Source organism: Sedimentisphaera salicampi, assembly GCF_002117005.1.
GTDB lineage: Bacteria > Planctomycetota > Phycisphaerae > Sedimentisphaerales > Sedimentisphaeraceae > Sedimentisphaera > Sedimentisphaera salicampi.
Genome location: NZ_CP021023.1, coordinates 2,980,598 through 3,000,508, shown reverse-complemented (window position 1 = coordinate 3,000,508; position 19,911 = coordinate 2,980,598). Strand labels below are relative to the sequence as shown.

General features: G+C 43.4%; 10 protein-coding genes. 1 reads left to right on the top strand and 9 read right to left on the bottom strand.

Annotated features, from left to right (window positions below):
- Nucleotides 1-251 precede the first annotated feature (251 nt).
- From STSP1_RS11540 to STSP1_RS11500, 9 genes are all read right to left on the bottom strand, one after another.
- Nucleotides 252-3,191: a discoidin domain-containing protein gene (locus STSP1_RS11540; RefSeq protein WP_085756478.1), complete on the bottom strand. Its 2,940-nt coding sequence runs from the start codon at nucleotides 3,189-3,191 to the stop codon at nucleotides 252-254.
- 22 nt (nucleotides 3,192-3,213) lie between these two features.
- Complete coding sequence (locus STSP1_RS11535) at nucleotides 3,214-4,680, bottom strand: sulfatase (protein ID WP_085756477.1); 1,467 nt, start codon at nucleotides 4,678-4,680, stop codon at nucleotides 3,214-3,216.
- Between the two features lie 10 nt (nucleotides 4,681-4,690).
- Nucleotides 4,691-6,493 (bottom strand): LamG domain-containing protein, encoded by a 1,803-nt coding sequence (locus STSP1_RS11530; protein ID WP_161491723.1) that lies wholly within the window; start codon nucleotides 6,491-6,493, stop codon nucleotides 4,691-4,693.
- 105 nt (nucleotides 6,494-6,598) lie between these two features.
- On the bottom strand, nucleotides 6,599-8,227 hold the full coding sequence (locus STSP1_RS11525; RefSeq protein WP_085756475.1) for a LamG-like jellyroll fold domain-containing protein: 1,629 nt from the start codon (nucleotides 8,225-8,227) through the stop codon (nucleotides 6,599-6,601).
- A 44-nt stretch (nucleotides 8,228-8,271) separates the two neighbouring features.
- The gene (locus STSP1_RS11520; protein ID WP_085756474.1) at nucleotides 8,272-9,882 is read right to left on the bottom strand and encodes a LamG domain-containing protein; all 1,611 of its coding nucleotides are present in this window, start codon (nucleotides 9,880-9,882) and stop codon (nucleotides 8,272-8,274) included.
- Nucleotides 9,883-10,245: 363 nt separating this feature from the next.
- Nucleotides 10,246-11,649 (bottom strand): sugar porter family MFS transporter, encoded by a 1,404-nt coding sequence (locus tag STSP1_RS11515; protein ID WP_085756473.1) that lies wholly within the window; start codon nucleotides 11,647-11,649, stop codon nucleotides 10,246-10,248.
- Nucleotides 11,650-11,771: 122 nt separating this feature from the next.
- On the bottom strand, nucleotides 11,772-14,735 hold the full coding sequence (locus STSP1_RS11510; protein WP_085756472.1) for a sugar-binding domain-containing protein: 2,964 nt from the start codon (nucleotides 14,733-14,735) through the stop codon (nucleotides 11,772-11,774).
- Between the two features lie 136 nt (nucleotides 14,736-14,871).
- Nucleotides 14,872-15,960, bottom strand: coding sequence for a uroporphyrinogen decarboxylase/cobalamine-independent methonine synthase family protein (locus tag STSP1_RS11505; RefSeq protein WP_085756471.1), 1,089 nt, complete (start codon nucleotides 15,958-15,960; stop codon nucleotides 14,872-14,874).
- A gap of 64 nt (nucleotides 15,961-16,024) precedes the next feature.
- A complete protein-coding gene (locus STSP1_RS11500; RefSeq protein WP_085756470.1) occupies nucleotides 16,025-18,400 on the bottom strand; it encodes a hypothetical protein in 2,376 nt (791 codons plus the stop codon).
- 637 nt (nucleotides 18,401-19,037) lie between these two features.
- Between STSP1_RS11500 and prmC the strand changes: the two genes are divergently transcribed.
- Nucleotides 19,038-19,889, top strand: a complete 852-nt coding sequence (gene prmC, locus STSP1_RS11495) for a peptide chain release factor N(5)-glutamine methyltransferase (RefSeq protein ID WP_085756469.1) — start codon at nucleotides 19,038-19,040, stop codon at nucleotides 19,887-19,889.
- Nucleotides 19,890-19,911 lie beyond the last annotated feature (22 nt).

The following is a 19,911-nucleotide window of genomic DNA, read 5'->3' as shown; positions in this document are numbered from 1 at the left end:
AGTTATTATTCATAAATACCTGCAAGCGAAAAAGCAACAAATATGCCACAATTCCAAAGCTACTTCGATATTTCCACAAGATATTCAATGACAATAACTTAACTAATTTCAGAAACACATATCATTTACCAGCTCATTTTGCAACTGTCAACTTGGCAGGGGATTTAAGTGAGCATCTAAAAACCCGAAGAGGGGTAAAGAATGGTATAATAGGAATGAAAATTACTGCGCAGAGTGGATTCTATACGGAATTATCTTATTTGAAAATCTGAAGAAAGGAAACAGAAGTCTAACATATCAACCCTGTTATCGTGTCGGAGATCGCAATAGCCGCACTCGCAGGCGTTAAAGCAATCATAGGCAAGCCAGTTTTGGGAGAAAGTGTAAATATCCATACGATTCACTTTGCCATCTCTGTTGAAATCACTCAGAGGCGGAAAAACTTCAAATTCACAAATACTCGGAACAGTTTGTGCTTCAGTGATAAGCAGACGGATTTTATGAGTCTTAACCGGCTCAAAAATGTGAATTTTAAGATCTCCTATATAATCGCCTTCCGCAAGGTCTTTCCATATACCATCAAAATATTGAATTTTGTGCGAAAGCACCCTATCACGGAATTCTTTTAATCGGACGGATGAAACTACAAAGGGCTCAAAGAATGAAAGCTCAAGCCAAGAACCGTTCACATCGCCCTGTTTACTGTTCCATCTTGTATTCGCATCGCCATCGGCTGCCAAGTCAGCACTGTAATAATCGCCCCATTCGCTTGAAGCTGCTGCGTTAGAGTTCAAGCTCAAATTTACAGGTTCGTTTTCAGTACAAGGCGGCTCATTCGTAAAAGCAAAAGCATCAATAACCACAGCATTTCCGCTGCTCTGTGTATTCTTCTCGCCGGTAGTCAAAATTCTAACGGTATGTTCTCCTGAAGACATCTCAGGCGTTTCGTAAAGCAGTGTGCTGAGCTGTCTTTCCTCACTGAAACAGTCGACTAAAGCATCTTTTTCTTCATTGATATAGACTTCAAAAAAACCTGCATCCTCCCTTAAAGAGCCATAAATCTTTGCTGCCCTGCCGTTGAAAGTAAATGTTGAGACAGCTCCTCCATCACGGGTGTAATGAGAATTTCCGCTAATAAAATCTTCATTGCTGTAGGTATACCAACCATTCCAGCTGATATCTTCAGATGTATTGTCTATTAGTTTCCATCTGCCGGTATTTTTGATTTGTATATTATCAAATTGATTCATATCGAAACTGGAGCCTAAACAAGGCTGGCCTTTATCTCTTGAATCATCCTCAATAGTAAAGAGTTTGCGGCCATCAAGATAACCGGCTAATTTGTTTTCAGCCACACGAATTTTGAGATTGTGCCAGATATCGCCGTTAAAGTCGGGAACTGTTCCGCTTACTAATACGCTGTCCTTTTCTAAAACATTGTCGAAACTAAGTTTCCATTTCCCGTTTTTATTCAATACAAGCGCATAGCCTGCGTGTTTCTGTGTATCGCCCTTCCGAACGGAAATATGCACAAATTCCTGCTCTACAAAGACATCCGAGGAAAACTCGTAGTTGCTCCACTGCATTTCACCGAAAAGCGTCATTGCAGCAGGGGGCTCTTCTCCAGTGTATATCCATGTGTAATCGCCCATTGCAGGGAGTATCTGCTGAAGTGAAATACCGTTTCTGCCTGCTTTTGAGGGAGCTGTTTCGAATGTACCCTGCATATCGGCAAGATAATCAGGGGTTTCCCCCTCAGCATACTGTTCGAAATCTTCAGAATAGGGGAAAGGGAAATCTTCATATTCAGGTATTGGATTTGACGGAGAGCCTTTAGTTTGTCCTGATGTAGTGGAAATCGTATAAATTGAATCAGGCTCGCAGGCAATCGAGAAGTTCCCTGAAGATACAGCAATATCATTCATACGAACAAATGAATTTCGTTTTTGCGTTCTCCAAACGCTGAGCTTATCGGCGCTGAATCCGGATATATCAAAATCAAGCTGCTCTGAGTTTTCTGAATAAACTACAACTGTAAAATCTTCCGCATCCGGCGATTTCAAAGCCGCATAATTGCCTTCACCGGAGAGCTTGCCGCACGCATCATTCATATATTCCCAGCCCAGTTCTGTAAACTGGGTGTAATGTGCTATTGCCCATATTGATGGTGAAATCTCATAATAGCCGCACCACGGGGTTTGGGTTTTTATCAAACCTGTATTAGTGCAGTGAACTCCCTCGTAAGCCCCATCCAGAGGCGGCCATATTAGCATCTGAGTAATCCGCCCATCGATGTAAATCTGATTCATTCTGCTCACTATGCCTCTGGCGCCGTGCCATGTGCCGTTGCCGGCGGAATCCTCGCTGTCCCAGAGGGTTTTGCCGGAATTTATTATAGATTCGCTCGGCATTCTGTCCTTCTGTATCGGCCGGTGAACGCCCACATAATCTATAACTTCATCGTAAGCTGGGTCGTCATCCAAATGGTTAAAAACATCCAGAGCGTGGTAACCTCCGTCAGGAGCGATAATCGGTAAGTCGTAACCGGCCTCAACCAAAGTTGGCTTAAGGGTGTTGGCAATCCAGTCCAGGTCTTTGGGGTATTCCATATTTTTTTCATTCTGAGGCGCACCTACAAAATCAAAGCTCAGTCCCCATTCATCTGCGGCAAGGTCTAAAAACGAGACATAATAGTCAGCGGTGTCCTGAGTTGGGCAGCAAAAGCAGCTTATACATTCCTCGCCATCGAGCCAGTATGGATATGCCCACGGCAGACAGCCGAGCATTATCTCAGGATTTCTGTTTCTAGCCTGCCTCATAAGCCACAGCTCATAGCCTCTGGATACTGGTGAATCAAGCTCATCTCGGGTAATTGCATGAGAAGGCTCTGCGCCTGATGTTGAGCTTGTGCTCCCGCCGATTTCGGCTTTGAATACCTGCAGAGATGCGCCGAATTTTGGCTTAAAGAGCAGATCAAGGACATCACTCTTATACGGCTCTTGGTAATCGTCAAAAAGCCTTGCGTTTCCGCCTGCTGATACAACCCCGATTCCGTCGTATCTCCTGCCGGCATCTGAAGAATCAAGAGTAATCTGAGTAGAAGCTGAGACAGAACCGATTAGAGCTGTAAGCAAAAGAGCGCAAATGAAGAAACTTGCAACAGAAGATTTAGTGAACACAAAATATTTCATTTATATAAAGCCTTAATTTATTTTAACCGATGAATACGTTTTCTTTACCTGGGCGGCCGTCGTCGTAATTCTCATTTTTGAGCGGCCTTTTTGCATCTACTTCAATAATCCACCTCTCGATCCGCAGCTCGAAATCTAACACCTTTTCCGGATATAGTCCAGCGCAGTTGTTAGTTTCAGAAAGATCAGCGTCAAGATTATAAAGCTCGCTGGGCTTGTGGGAATCATACCACCTGATCATCTTCCACTTTCCGCTGCGGATAACAGCAAACGGAGCAATTTCGCCTGTGTAGTCAGAGATGTAATGCGGGAAATACCAGAACAAATCTCTTTGCGGCAGTTGCTGCTGCTGTTTGAGCAGCGGGGTGATGTTTACCCCGTCAATATCAACTCCCGAAGGCAGATCAGCGCCCGCTAAATCGCATAATGTAGGCAGCACATCTATGCTGCATATTGGATATTCGCAAACCGAGCCGCGCTGTATAACGCCGTCCCATTTGAATATCCAAGGCTCCCGTATCCCTCCCTCATAGGGCCATCTTTTGCCTTCTCTCAATGGGGTATTGTCTGATACGGGCTGGTGGCCGCCGTTGTCTGATGTAAACACCACAAAAGTATTCTCTGAAATCCCCAGTTCATCAATTTTAGAGATAATATCACCAACCGAATCATCAACGCTTTTAATCATAGCAGCATATACATGGTCAAGGTGTTCCCAGCCTGAGGGCTTGGGCTTTGCCTTGAAATAATCTATATAGTCCTGTCTTGCCCGTATGGGGGTATGAACAGCGTGATGAGCTAAATGGAGAAAGAATGGTTTGCCTTTATCTCTGGAAGTACGCATCAGGGCTTCGGCTTCGTCTGTGAGCCTGTCTGTCAGGTACTCCCCTTCCTTCCTGTCAGGCAGAGAGTCGCAATCGTATGGATCAAAATAATCCCTGTGGCATTCGCCCATCATTTGAACTTCAAAGCCCTGCTTATCAGGAGTGTAAGGCTCTGAAGTACCTAAATGCCATTTGCCGAGGTGGTAAGTATCATAACCAGCCGGTGCGAGAATTTCAGCAATAGTTACCTCTTCCAGCTCAAGAAACTGGTATCTTTTAGGCGTTTTATACTCCATCGAAGCAGAGCTGATGTAGCCCTCGGGGTTTTCGGTAACATTCGGCCTGCTGATGAAATTTGTTACTCCCGTCCTCGCCGGATACCTGCCTGTCATAAGAGCCGCTCTTGTAGGAGAGCATAAAGCAGCTGCGGCATAGCCGTTATTGAATTCCATCCCAGATTGTTTTAACGCATCTATGTTGGGAGTTTCATAATAATCATGGGGGGCTTTATAGTCTACATCCGCCCAGCCAAGGTCGTCAATATGCATTAATACGATATTGGGCTTTGAAAGACCTTCCGCAGCGATTTCACTCAATGAAAGCTGGGGAGAAAGACATACTGCACCGAAAGCACCGATACACTTAAAGAACTCTCTTCGTTTCATTAATTTTCCTTTATTTCAAAAAGCGTTTGTTGAAGGCGAAAACAGAATAATCTAAAATATCAACCCTATTATCCCAGTTATAATCACTTGCATAGCAGCAAAGATCTGAATATAAATTCAAATCTCCAGAAGGAATGGCTTGGTCGTGAGAAAGCTCACTGAGCCACTCGGAGGCGAAAATACTTAATATGTTTCTGTCCGGAGTAAAATTTGAGCTGATCTCGGTATTCCCTGCAAGAATTTCCAACTCCTGCTCGATTTTAGAATCCGTTATTGCACCTGCGAAAATTTTGAATTCATCAACAGCCCCTTGAAACTGTGTAAACTGAGAATAATATGGCAGAAAATCATAATCCTCATTTTTCAGGTTTTCATAAGGCTCATCAGATTCTAATCTGCCGTTGATATACAGCTTTATTTTTTCTCCGTCTTTAATCAAAGTGAGCATATACCATCTCTCAGGCACCAATCTTGAACTGGTCTTTACGATATAATCCATATCATATATAAAACCCAGTTTGTAATCTTCAAGGATGTAAAGTCCGTGCTGGGTCTGTGTGCCGAGGCCAACCATCCTTGTCCATGAATCATTTTCAGAATCGATTTTCAGGAACATATTTAATGACCAGTTTTCGCCTTTGGCAAAAGATTTCTGGCCAAGGCTGCAAGAAAGCTCGTTTCTGTTGTCCTTTGTAAAGCTAAAGGCCTTCCCGCTTACTCCATCCTCAAGCTGTGGGGCTTGGGGAATATAAACTTCATTATTCAAAACCGAACTGTCCTGAGTGCTGTACAGTTCGCCGGACTGAGAGAAGCTGTTTAATCCTAAATTGAGCAGTTCAAGACTGCTGCTGAATGTTACGAAACTTCTCAAACTGCCCTGATGGACGCTGTCATTATCATCAATAATATCAATCCGCCAGTAATAACGATTCCCGGCGGAGAGAGGGTAATCCAAAGACTTGCTTTCATAACTGCCTCGAATCTTCTCAAGAGACTGTGCAGTCTGCCCGAAGTAAATATCGAATTTCGGTTCAAACAGATAACAGCCGGCAGTGTCCCATGTGAGATTTGCACCAGAAGGAAAGCCAACCTCTCCATCTTCGGGGCGGATGTTATATACAGCAGGCTCAGGCGAAACTACTTCTCCGGGATTTGCATAGATGTAATGTATTTCGCTGTTGCTGAGTTTCCTGTCATACACCTGCACATCATCAATATAACCATTGAAAAATCTGCTGCCGTTCCTGTTTACACCTATAGCTATTTGGTTGAAAATATTATCGCTCAGGGTCTTTGAACCGGCAAAAGTTCCGTTATAGTAAACTTTTGTTTCGCTCTCAGTTCCTGATACGGCAAGGTGTACCCATTGCTTTTGAGCTGAGCCCATTATTATTTCGCCGCTGCCGCTGATATAGCGGTAGTTCCCCGGGCTGCTTCCATCTACATCTATCTGAAAACCGTTAGAGGAAGCCCCGTAAGTGTTAAGCGGAGCACAGTATTGCTTTTGGGATAAGCTTGCGGCTTTCACCCAGAAACAAATTGTATATTCCTCAAACTCGGATGAAGAAAAATGATAAGAAGCAGACTCTGAACTCCCATCGAAAAGAAGGGAAGAACCCACGATACCTTCCGAAGAATTATCCTTGAAGGTTTGTCCGTAGAGATTTGCTTCTCGGCGGTTTCCGCTGGAATCAAAAGCTGCTTTCCCTGAATTCTGGTCGAGTTTCCAGTGGAGCCAAGGGGTTGAAGCCTGCGAAACGGCAAAAAATGAAACTGCAAATATGCCAATAAAAAGAAGAAGTTTTTTCAACATAGTCAATTCTTTCAGTGAAGATGTGCATAAATCTATATAAACATTGCGTGCAGAATTTCGGGGAAAATGGCCCCGCATAAAGCGGGGCCTTAAATAAACTGAAAACTAATCTACCTGAGGATATGTGTTATCCTCAAGCCAGTTTATGAGGAGTACATATAAATCGTTTTGGTCAACTAAGCAGTCCGGCTCACCTTCGGGCCCGGTAACATCGTACTGCTGAGCATAATCTAAAATGCAGAGCGTCTTTGGCGAAGCTGCATACTCATTGTAGAGATCGAGGGCGCCTTCAGCACCTATATCATAGTTATAAACCTTGATCTCATCAAGATATCCGCCCAGTTCGTTTTCTTTACCGCTTTCATTACGCTGGCCAATCATCACATTTGTGATGTTATCTGTAACTTCCAAATCACCAGTATTTTCGAGGTCGAGCTCTCCGTCAACATAGAGCCTCACGGTGTCCTCGCCGTCAAATGTACCTACGACGTGGTGCCACTGACCGTCCGCAATATCTATTTCAGAGTTAAGCGCGCCCGTTGCCCTGAACCCGAATAGAGGAGCGTGGTAATCTTTATGGGTTGCAAATTCCCAGCCGTTTGAATTTCCAGTGCTCTTTGAAATAACCGTTTCCCAATCAGTGTTTGGGCTGTCATATTTTTGCCAGAAACTGACAGTTAGCCCTAAATTATAGTTATTGAAAGCATCGCTGCTTCCCGGGATTTCGATAGATTCATTAAGGTCGTTGGTAAACTGGCAGCAGTCTCCGTCAATGCCTCCGCCTGAAACGAAATTAGTAGTTGCGGCGGTGCCGTCCCATCCGTTTGGACTTGAATCCTCAAGATTGCTGTCGAGCTTCCAGTTAGCCATAAGCCTTGGAACTTCAAGCATAGCCGTATCAGAGGTGATTGAAAAATCGCTGCCGCTCACTACGCAGTAGTAGTATTCTCCGGCATCTGAGATCTGAACATTTGATAAGGTAAGCTCTGAGCTTCCAGACTCTATGAATACGTCATTATCGCCCACAGTTTTATCAGGGGATGAGTACCATTCATAAGTAACCGGGCTTACAGGCTCGTTGAGCGAAACTGAAAATACAGCATCTCCGCCCTCTTCTGCCAGCACATCCTGAGGCTGCTGAGCAATCCATACTGCTTCGCCTTCAAAGAGCTTAACGTAATCTACCATCTGCCAGTTATTACCGCCATGGTTTCTTACAGCAGGAGCCAATTTATGCCCTGCGGTATGCATATAATCTACATCTGCAGCATCAAAAGACAGCTCATATATAACCCAGTCAGTTCCAGTGTTGAAGAAGTCTTGCTCAACAATTACAGAGTTTTCATCCTGATCCCTAAGCTGCAGTCCAACTCCGGCATCGGAAGAATCCTCATCCATCTTTACTCTGGCTATCATAGTGTAAACTTTGTCCGGCTGAATTGTAGGAAGAGTTACGCCTGAAACAGTTTCATTCTGGGTTATGCCGCATCCATCATTCCAGCCGTACATCAAATTGCTTACAACTGTTTCATACCCCGGCTTCCATGTATTTCCGTTCGGACAATAATGAACCCTATTAACTGAGTTAAAGCCTGTCCAACCGTCAGGAAAAATCAGCTCTCCGCGTATTTCTTCCCCTTGGTCAAAATTATTATTAACTAAATCCAATTCCACTGCAGGAACAGGAGCTGTTAAAACTGTTATAGCTATGATTATTGTTATAAGAGATTTCATAATCTTACACCTCAATATTATTTTTATATTCTAACTTCACAAACTCAGTCAACCGGATACAGTCCTGAAGACATCCAATCTGCGCTTAATGCTGCAAAATCAAGTATATCAACCTTGCAGTCCGGCTGGCCGTCTGGACCGGTTGTATCGAGAGCAGGTATATCATCTTCAATGCAGAATATCCTGTCTGGCTCGGTAACATCATTATAGATATCAACCACTTCATACGGTCCTTTGGCATAGTTGTATATTCTTACATCGTCCATTAACCCATAAAACGGAAGCCTCGGGCCATCGGAATACATATTCTCTGCACCAATAACTACAGGCACTTCGCCCTGAGGATTTTTAGCTGGAGCATCTTCAAGAACCACTGTTTCAGCGTCTTGAAGTCCGTCAACGTAAAGTTTCTGTTCCATCGTTTCAGGGTTGTATGCCGCTGTTACCATATGCCACTGCCCATCTGCTAAATCCGTGCTTCCTGTTGAAGCACTATTTCCTCTGAAGGAGAAAGTTGCCTGCTGAGAATCATTGATGCCCAGATACCAGCCGCTCCAGTCAATGTCTCTATCATCCTTCGCTGCTATTATCTGCCAATCGTCAGTATAGGAAGTATTTACCCATGCGCTTACTGTTAGGCCGCCCTGATAGTTGTTGAAATCGTCTTCGCTTCCCTCAATCACTACTCTGTTGGGCTCGGTCTGGGTGAATTCAATTGCGCTGCCGTCTAATCCGTTAGATGTAAATGCAGGAGAGTAAGGGGCGTATAAAGTTCCGTCGTATCCGTTGGGTGTATCATCATTAAGATTGTCTTCAAATTTCCAGTGGGCCATCTTTGTTTTCACGCCCAGAAGGGCCATCTCGGAAGTATCAGAAGCCGCAGTTTCTTCATTAGTTACTGTACAGTAAACTTTTTTCCCCGCATCACTCGAGGGAACATCAGTTAGAACAAGCGTTTCTGAGTCTGTACCTACGGGAGTATCATCTCCGACGATATCATCATCAGAAATATACCATTGATAATGGACTTGTGAATAGCTCGCTACACCAACACTGAATTCAGCGTCCGGCGCAGCTATATCATCAAGCGGCTGAACCATAACCTTCGGCTTATCGGGAACAACGCTCACATAATCCAGAGCGAGCCAGCACCACTGCCCCCACGGGTCTTCATAATCGCTCAAGGTAATAACTGTGAGCATAGAATTGCCTACGATCTCAGGATGATTTGAAGTATCAAGCTCTGTGCCAAAATCTTCCCAAGGATATACAGCATTAGGGTCCGGCCATTTGTTATCACCGCCATACTCAAACCACTTTTCGTCATCAACCACCATTATGCCGGTTGTCTGGTCTTTGAACCCAAGCTTCAATGCCTCGCATTTGCCGTCCCAGTTCTTGGCTCTTACCCTCATGCGGTAGATCGTGTCTTCCTCAAAAGTTCCCATATTCTGCCAGATTTTGAGGCCATTTGTCCAGCCAAATCGAAAATAATTCAGATCGCCTTCTGTTTCAAGATGATGATGCCATCTGTTATTGGAAGTATGCTCCCAGTCTTCGAGGCCATCATCAAATTGCCAGTTCTCCAGCAAATCTGCCCCTTTAGCCGCATAGATGCAGCCAAAACACATTAACACAATTAACATTTTTTTCATTGTAACACCTCTTTTAAAAGAATAAAAAACACTTAATTGAACACCAATTAAACAAAGCTCCTGCTTTTAAACACCAAAGCAAATATACATCAAAAGCACAAAAAGCCTAAGAGCCTTTAAATCAGCTTCCGTCTTACTATATATATACTATAAGTTACACAAAAACCAACGCAGATTCGTATAAAAATTCCGCAAATTTGCGCAATTTGTAGAATCATCCCTTTGATCCTGTCTAATATATTACATCTTCTCAGTTTTGGATTAGAAATTAAAAATTCAACTTCTCTGCCAGCAGGGATACTTACTAAATATCTGTTTAAGCCTTTCCTTTTTTGCATAATTGCTTTGCACCGCCCTTTTTGTTTATCCAGTAATCTCCCTTTCAATCTGCTCAAGGGTCTTCCCTTTAGTCTCAGGTACACACAGCTTTATAAAAACTGCTCCCAGAAAACAAATTGATGCATAAAGCCAGAAGGTTTTGTCAAAATCAAGGCTTGAAATCAAGCTTGGGAATGTCAGAGCAAGCAGGAAATTAGCTATCCACATAGCAAAAACTGCAATTGAAGTTGCAAGCCCTCGAATTTTGTTTGGAAATATTTCTGAAAGAAGAACCCAAGTTACTGGGCCGATACTTGAGGCGAAAAATGCTATTGAAAGCAGCACTAGACCAAGCACATGGATCCCTTGGCTGCCGATATTAAAACAAACCCCAAGGAGTGTATAGGATACTCCGAGAGTTACTGCACCTGCAAGTATAAGCTTCTTTCTTCCAAGCTTGTCTATCGAAACCATCGCTACAATTGTAAACAGGAAATTCGTTATACCTACAATAAGCAGATTAAAGAGCACGCCGCTGACATTATAGCCGGCTGCTTTGAAAATATCATGGGCATAGTTGAAAATTACATTAATCCCGCACCACTGTGAAAAAATCGCAATAAAAATCCCCACAACAACAATCTTTGCTACTTTAGGTTTAAGGATTTCGGCAAACTCATTTATATGATGCCCGCCTTTAAGTGAATCTTTGATATCAGCGAGATACATTTTGGAATAATCCTCACCCCCGATTCGCCTGAGAACATTTCCTGCTTCCTCTTCTCTCTCAACCTTACAAAGCCACCTTGGACTGTGGGGCACAAAGAGCATGCAAAAGAAAAACAGGAGCGCCCAGAACCCTTCAGCAAGAAACATCAAACGCCAGCCGGTTTGCCCGTTCCATGTGTCAAGCAAAGCCGCCCCGCTTACGTCTTCCGGGATTGGATGTGATTTCAGAATGAGATAATTTACCAGCTGGGCAAGAAGAATGCCAATAACGATGTTGAGCTGCTGCAGGGAAACAAACCTACCTCGTATAGATTCAGGCGAGAGCTCAGAGATATACATTGGAGAGATTGTGGAAGCCATCCCCATGCCAATACCTCCGATTATTCGGTATATTATAAATTGTAAGAATGAAGGTGCATATCCAGAACCAACTGCTGAAATCAAGAAAAGGATTGCAGCGATGGAAAGCATCATCTTTCTGCCGAACAAATCAGCAGGCTTGCCGACAAAAAACGCACCAACTATGCAGCCTACTATGCAGCTGCTAACTGCCCAGCCCTTAATAACCGGACTGCTGAGACCGAAGGTTAATTCGTAAAATTCCTTAGCTCCCCCGATTACAACAAGATCGTAACCGAAAAGCAGCCCGCCCAGAGCCGCTGCAAGCGATATGCCCAGAAGATAACTCTTACTGAGATTAGAATTTTTCTCTTCGCCCATTTTTTCTCCTTATTTCATTTTTTAGTAATGCAAGGCCCGGGAAGCACCCTGAATACATTTTTCTGTACCAGCCAGCAGCATTTTATTTAATAAATTTGAACCATAATTATATGGACGTGTTATCAATCGCTTTTGAACAGCCCATCGATCTGCTGCTTACCGACCTTGGTCTGCGGGTCGAATTCACTGCTTTTCATGTAATTCAGCAAACTATACCTGAACTGCCTTGCGACAATCCTGTTCTCAAGGTCATTTTCAATATCCATCGAACAGATAACAAGCTTGCCGTTACCGATTTTACACTCAGAAAGCACAGATAACTTCTTGTTCGTATTCCAGTCATTAACCAACTGAACTAGAGGACGATAATCTTTAGGCCAGTTATTTTCCATGCCCCACTGGTCAAGGATCATGGGCCTTGCGTCAATCAGCAGCTCATACCACTGCCAATTTGAATGAGAGTCTGTAGGAAAACTCTCGAAGAGCTTATGCTCTGGATTACACAATATTCCCATAGTCTGGGATTCACCCCCGCCTGTCCAAGGGCAGTTCCAGTAAATACTTGAGAAACACTGAGGCATCCCGCCGGCTACTTTGTTCCGTTCAGGAAGCAGAAGCACTTTTTTCCCTGCTTCAAGATGGTTAATTGTATTTTCATCAAAGTCTTTTGTTATCATTATATCACCAGCTGATGGCATATTCACATCATCAGGATAAACCCAGAAATCCCATGTATTTTTGTAATCGGTATTAGCCAGCTGCACTTCAAGGACATATTTGCCCGGGGTATAATCCGCCAAGCTCACTTCAAAATCACCTGCATTAAAGCCGTTTCCAATCGGTATATCCATCTTTGCAAGCCTTTCAGCTTGCAATTCTTTTCCTTCATCTGATTTGACCTTGCAAATAATGCTCATATTTTCATATTTTTCTCTTGCGAAGTTAGCTATCTCAATTCCGGCTTTGAAAGTTTCGCTCCTTTCCCATACCCTTTTTTCCATGCGTGCAAGCGGAACAGTAACATCACAGAACTGACGGAAGTCTTTTTCACTTACATATCCCTTGTTGTCCCAGAAGGCATCAATAACGCCAACTAATGCCGCTCCCTGCCCGGGAAAATCCTGAATGCCTAAAAGCTGAAATCCTGCAACCCCTTTTGTCCTCAGTGCCGCTTCAATTTCTTCCTTGAACTGCTTTACCTGCCACTTACCTGAAGCAGCGACAAAATCATCTGCCTGCTTAAGCATCCCCCTTTCTTTGAGCTGATCTCTGGCGATATCCAGATAAGCAGCATCAAACGAACCAGTGTATTTGTCAGCATCATCCAAGTCTGGATAACTGCACCGCTGGACAACTTCGTAGGTGATCAAAGGTTTGCTTCCAAAAGCCTGTACTGCCTTCTCATAGTCAACAACGGTCTGAGGAGGCATTGATGTGAAATATGTGCCGTCTGGTGTTGGGGGCCAACCGGCCTGATAACGAGTCCTATGGCCGTCATAATGTCGGGCAGCATAGTATTGATATTCTTCTTTTATCCGAGGCTTTATCAGCCAATTAGAATTCCCCGGCCCGCTGTAAAGCCTTCTGTCATCTCTTTTCCAATCTCTGAACATCTCCAGCATATCCTTGCCCGCCATCCAGCATTCCTGGCCGGGCGATAGAAGTATGAAGGAGGGATGATTGCCATACTGACTCATAGCACGGCGGGCTTCCCTTCGAAGGAAACGGTAAACCGATTCATCTTCGAATCTTGTCCAGAAAAACGAAACCTCAACATAAACCCCTTCAAGATCAGCTGCCTGAAATGCCGCATCAGGCGGGCACCACGAATGAAAACGGAGATGATTCATGCCCCATTTTTTGCTGATTTTCATAATCCTTCGCCAGGATTCAACATCTGTCGGCGGATAACCTGTTTTTGGGAAAATGCAACATTCTTCAATTCCCCGCAAAAATATTTTCCGGCCGTTGATCTCGATTCTTGTGCCCTCTGTTCCTACTTGACGCATCCCGAATGAAACTTCTTTTCTGCAGCTTCTTATCCTGTCATCGGAAGGAACAGCTTCAATGCTTAGTTTGTAAAGAGCGGGGTTAAATTCATTCCACAATTGAACTTCACCAGACATCGGATAAACCATATTAACGATAGTCTCACCTTCTCTTGCATTTATATTTGTTGTAACAGGTTCAGGTTTGTGCATTTTATCAGAATTGAAGCTTCGTGCATTTATCGTAACAGCCATTTCAACATCGTTGTAAGTCTCATTGTTCATTTTGAATTGCACTCTGGCAGTCTTATTTTTGACATTGGGATACACCTGCACATCTTCCAGCCATACCAGCGGCTCTGCTTTGAGAAAAATATTTCCGATAATACCGTTCCATGCGCTTTGTGTATGATCAGAAACGATGTGAGAATTATATCCAACTTTGTAAATCATTGAATTATCGATTCTGATGGTGAGCTTATGTTTTCCGGGGGAGACAAAATCTTTCAGATCATAAACATGAGAGCTTACCAAAGAATCATTTGTTCCTACTTTTACACCATCAATCCAGACATCACTTTTCCAGTGGCATCTTTCCAATGTCAATGTAACTCTCCTGCCTTGCCACTGCTCTGGAATGTTAATCTCTTTCTGATACCAAGCCGGCCCTACATAATGTTTTTCAGGCTGAAGCCAGTAAGGATACCTCAGGTTATCAGTCTGACGATATTCAGCATACATAGGGTGAGTAAACCAGCTTGGATATTTTGATTTAGCTTCCACTTGATCATAGCCCATCTCAGCATCAGTCATCGGCCCAACGCCGCTTGAATCAGCGATCCATCCAGTCTTCGCAGTTACATTATTGCCGTAGCCCTGCTCCTGCATACTGCCCGGCAAATTGATTTCATCAGGCAAATCATTTTTGAACCATTTTTCACTAACACCCACGTTTTCGCGGTCTATTTTAAAAGACCATTCGCCGCTGAGGTCAATTTGTTTTTTTTCTGCCCCAAAACTCACCTGAAGCAAAATTAAGAAAGTAAACGTAAAAAAAAGGCACGACTTGAAATTATTTGGCGACTTATTGAGTATCATAGAACAAATCCTTAATAGAGAAATTATTTTATACCTTTTACCCCTCTGCACTGATAAGCCATTTTAACAGGCAGAGTAATTACACCATAGACATCTAACTGTATCCCTTACCGTTGAAATATGTAGGGATTCAGCTTTACCATTTTTCCAGCTTTTTGATAATTGATTTCTGAACTTCCGGCTCACTTTCTCCAATACACAAGAAGATGCCTTTCGGAGACATTTTTTCAATAAATTCATCCAGTTCGTGAAGTTTGAGATCTACCATAACACCCTTGCCTGCGGCCTGAATTTTTTTGATAAAATCTAACCATTGCATTATGGGTTCATCTTCTCCGACTCCCTGTACCCATTGAATCCCGTTAATTTCAGGCATATCCAGTATCTTATCAATATGCCTTGCCACTCCGCTTCCATCAACATGAAATACATTATGGTCCATGTGTTTTATCTGCTCCAGAAGATAAGGCATCACAAATTTATCAAACTGTGCCGGCGACATCATAGTTGCAAAATCACAGCTGGGTACATGGAATTTGCCATAACTCGGGAGGCCAAGCCAAGTAACAGAAATATGTCCTTGGGATTTAAGCATTTTATCAAAATGATCGAAGATGTCGTAGAAGTCTCTAGATGCAATCTCCAAAAGCTCACTTACTTTATCTGGAGTATCAATCATATCGTAACACAACTGCTCCATGCCCCTCCATGCCAACACACAATCCATAGAAGGATGAAGATCAGTGTATCCCACAAGATACCTCCCGTGGCACTTTTCGACAGCACACTGAGTCATTTCTTCAATTTTCTTAAAATACTTATTGCTCTTGTCCAGTTTGAGCCCTATTATCTCGCTCCAATCCTCAACTATGGGATGGGACCAGGAAGTAACTTCGCCGTATGTCAGCTCGCCGCCATAAAATGCCGCATAGATATCTGGCCCGAGGTTAGGCCAGTAAATCGGAAATGTTTCACCGAGAAATTGGCTGCCCTCTATAGAATCAATAAAAGAATCAACCACTCTTTCGGTGTCAAACCAAATCTCTTTCCACTCCTGCGGAGTGTGGTTATCTTTTGATTCAACATTGTACTGAGCATTTGCTGCTGAAAACTGAACAGGCACTCGGTCTATAATTTCATTGTTATACCAAGCGTAAACCCTTTCCATCGCCTTTTCAAAATCATTTTTTGTGGTCAAAGTGATTTTATTACTATAATTTTCCATTGCAGTTCTTTTCTTGCTAACCTATGTTATTATTAGTCTAAACCTAAATTCGGCTAAAAGAGCCTTACTCATTTTCCAAAATGTAGAGCTTTGTCTCAGCCTGATCCAGTACTACCCTCAGCTTATTATCGCCTATCACGTACTTTGAATCCTGCCAAAACTCCTGAGCAGTAAATACATCCGGTAATTCAAAACTTTCGGGGATATTGAGAGTATTGTGCACCCATTTGTCAGATTTATGGTTTATCCCCTCTTCAAGATTGCCGGCTAAGATGCGATAGTGCCCGTCTTTGGTCTTCCAGCAGGACAGCTGCATTGGTCTGTATGGTTTTATCTGATCAACATAACACAGATCTGCTTCTTTGCTCATTTTATTTATTGCCCTTGCAGTGAGGCAATATGGTATAGGGCTTCCAAGGTCCTGGTCCAGTGAGCCGGCGTTACCGTATGGAATATTTGTTGCAAACTCCGGAGGATCCCAGAAAAGCAGGCTCTTTCCCTTTAAATTGTTGAGCACCAGTGCTGGGTTTTCCTGCTTAACCCAGTACAGAGTCTGAATCGGTTTGGTAAGTTTGTTCTTTGTAAAATAATGATACAGCGGAAAAGTATTGGGAAGGCCTTCAAAGATTCCTTTTACCTGCCCGTTTAAAGTAGCGATAAATTCAAGCTTGCCGGTAGTATTATAGTTGGTTTTGATACCTATAATTTCTGCGACATCTTTATCAAGACCGCCTGCAGGGCTTCCAAAAATCGCTGTGGGCTTGCCAGATTTGATAAGCTCAATTAGGTTTTCCTTCTCGGTGTCTTCCATGTGAACAGGGGTTTGGACGATAAACATATCACTTTCGACATCCTTGAGATATTCGAGCCTAGTGATTGACATAATTGGCACCGACCATTTCATAACAGCGCCGGCCTGTTCGTCGATCCATTCTTTTATCTTTATATTCGGTGAATTTTCATTCTGCCATTCCATGGCGCTTCTGTTGTAAACCAGAGTAGGCCCGTAAACTTCTTTCGTATTTCGAGCATCAATCAAAGCTGCATTTGTATGTTTTACAATGAAATCAACATCTTCCTCCGAGAGAAGCCTTTTCCCCTGATTGCACCAAGAGATATAACTTCCAGCGGGCATTTTCAAACCGCTTGGTGTTTTTACTGCAGCGTGAGAATACGCCCAGATGCCCCATCGAAGCCTGTCAGCGGCGGTGTGTATAATATCCCAAGACTCCCATGCATCAAACGTTTCTGTGAGGAAATAATGACGAACATCACTTTCAGCTAAAACGGCTGCGTGGCCGAGAATGTATCCAAGCTGATAAGTCCAGCCAAGGCGCTGCGCGTTCCACAAACTTGCCCACTCCGGAGGTCTTTGCCCTACCTCATTCCATGCACCTGCCCAGCTCTGGTCTATCCATGCATCAAGGTAACCTTCTTTCGCTATAGTTTCCAAGTCAAAACAGTTTACCCGCCAGTCTCCTACAGCGCTTGCGGCAGAAGAGTATCCGATGACAAGGGCCTCAGGGTTAGACTGTTTTGTGTGTCTTACCAGATCAGCTGTTGCCTGGCTCCACTGAGACACTTTTTTTGGCTCTTCTGGCGGGGTTCGGCCATAAGGGCCGTTTCTTACATAAATGCCGACACCCATGATGCTGTCACGAAGCACAATTGCATCGAGTCCTACTGTTTTTGAGAGGTCTCCCCACTGTTTGCCGAAAAATTCAACTAAAGGAGTACCCTCGGGAATTCCGTCAGGATAAGCTCCATATTCCCTCGGATCTTCTTTTAGTTTCGCTATAAGATTGGGGACTCCCCACTTAATACCGCGTTTCAGATAAGCATTTTCATGTGTCTTAGAGAAAGCAGATAACTCCCCATGATAAATGCTGCGCCAGCCAAGGGCAAGCATTCCAATCCTTATATCTTCAAGACCATATTTGTCTCGGCCAACCTTTTTCAGTATAGTTACAAGTTTTTTCAAGTCGCCGTAGGTCCAAGGAGCATAATTTACAACATTATAACCGTCCAGTGTCTCAAAACGATGTTTCCAAAGTTCCTTGCGCTGCTCAGTATTGCCGGTGAGCTGTCCTTCATCCTTAATAAACGGCCAGTGCTCCATATCTTTGGGCAAGGCGATTTTTTTATTGAGGCTGCCCTGCCACTCATATACAGTATCCATAAGCCAGCCGACATTAAGAATCACGCCCTTCCAGTTTTCAATATTTTCGAACATTGGGTAGTAACGGTCCCAGAACTGTTCAGCGCTGGCTTCCATATCATCGTAGTCAAACCAGTAAAGATCTATTTCAATCCAGCGGTCCGCAGCAATATCCTGGTCTAAGTCGGCTTTATAAACACCCGTGTTTCCACCAATAGCTGAATGAGAAAGAATAAATAAAATAATAACTAAACATAAAAATTTTATTTTTTGGATAAGCATCGTGCGGAGTCCTTTCATAAAAAAGATAAATATCAAATGATTATTTTATTGCAGACAGCTTTAAATCACTTGAATATTATACAAACCCTTTTTTGGGATAGATATCTACATATAAAATAAATTAACCTTGAATCAGCTTTCGTCTTACTATGTAAATACTATAAAACACACCAAAACCAACGCATATTTGTATAAAAATTCCGCAAATTTGTGCAAAAGAAGGAACAAAGAGCGTAAAATTAAGTGTTCTTTTATGAAAGACGGGATTTGAAGTCCTCGAAAGTGAACCTGCGCAGGAGATTTGGTTTGCCGTTTCGCAAGAGAACAATATATGCAGGAGTAGAGACCGCTTGTGCTAATTCTCTGATTTTTTCGGCCATAAAGGCCTTTCAGCAAATCTAATAAGTTTCGCCTGTATTACAAGCTTTTCCGGCGTTATATTTTCTCAAGCATACAGTTTTTGCTTCTCCGAATTCCATTCCCATGTTCGCTCTGCCTGCGTTTACGTGGATTTCATCCAAAAACTTGAACCATATTCCCTGCTGAAATACAAGCGTTTAGTTGCAAAAACAGTGGCTGAGTGTAAGATAGATTTATTGTTCTTAAACAGCAAAATGCACACAAAGCAGGTATTTTAATGACCGAATGGACGACCACTAAACTCTTGGACTGGGTAACCGATTATCTCGGCAAGGCTGGAGCTGATAATCCGCGCCTCAAATCAGAGATGCTTATTTCTGAAGTGCTGGGCAGAGAGAGGATAGAGCTTTATATAACACGTCCTGTGGCTCAAGACAAACTCTCAGAGCTTAGAGCCAAGATACGAAAGGCCGCTGAGGGGATGCCGGTGGAATACATCATAGGCAAAACCACTTTCTACAGCCTTGAAATAACCCTAAACGGCAAATGCCTCATCCCGAGGCCTGAAACAGAAGACCTCACAGAACGTGGGATCGAGTTTCTAAGGCAGCGCGGCGAAGGTGCGAGATTTCTTGATCTTGGCTGCGGGAGCGGGTGCATCACAGCGGCAATCCTCAAAAACTGCGATAAATGCAGCGGTGTGTGCGCTGATAAAAGCGATGGAGCTCTCAGCTGCGCTGGAGATAATTTGCAACGCCTCAAACTCGCTGAAAGGGCAAAGATAAAACAGTCTGATATGTTTGCAGGGCTGGAAGAGGGAGAAAAATACGATCTAATCATCTCCAATCCGCCTTACGTGTCTGAAAGTGAATATCAGCAGCTCAGCAGGTCTATAAGAGATTTTGAGCCGTCGGAGGCTCTGCTCGCAGGCGAAGAGGGACTGGACTACTACAGAATAATCTCGGAGGAAGCAGAAAAATTCATACTTCCCGATTCGCTTATTCTGCTTGAGATAGGCGGCACTCAGGGAGAAAAGATAAAGCCGATTTTTGAGCAGAAGGGCTATAATATCAGCATAGAAAACGACTTTGCGGGAAATCCCCGCATTGCCAGGATATATAAACAGTAATGCCATTTTACTGCGGAGCATA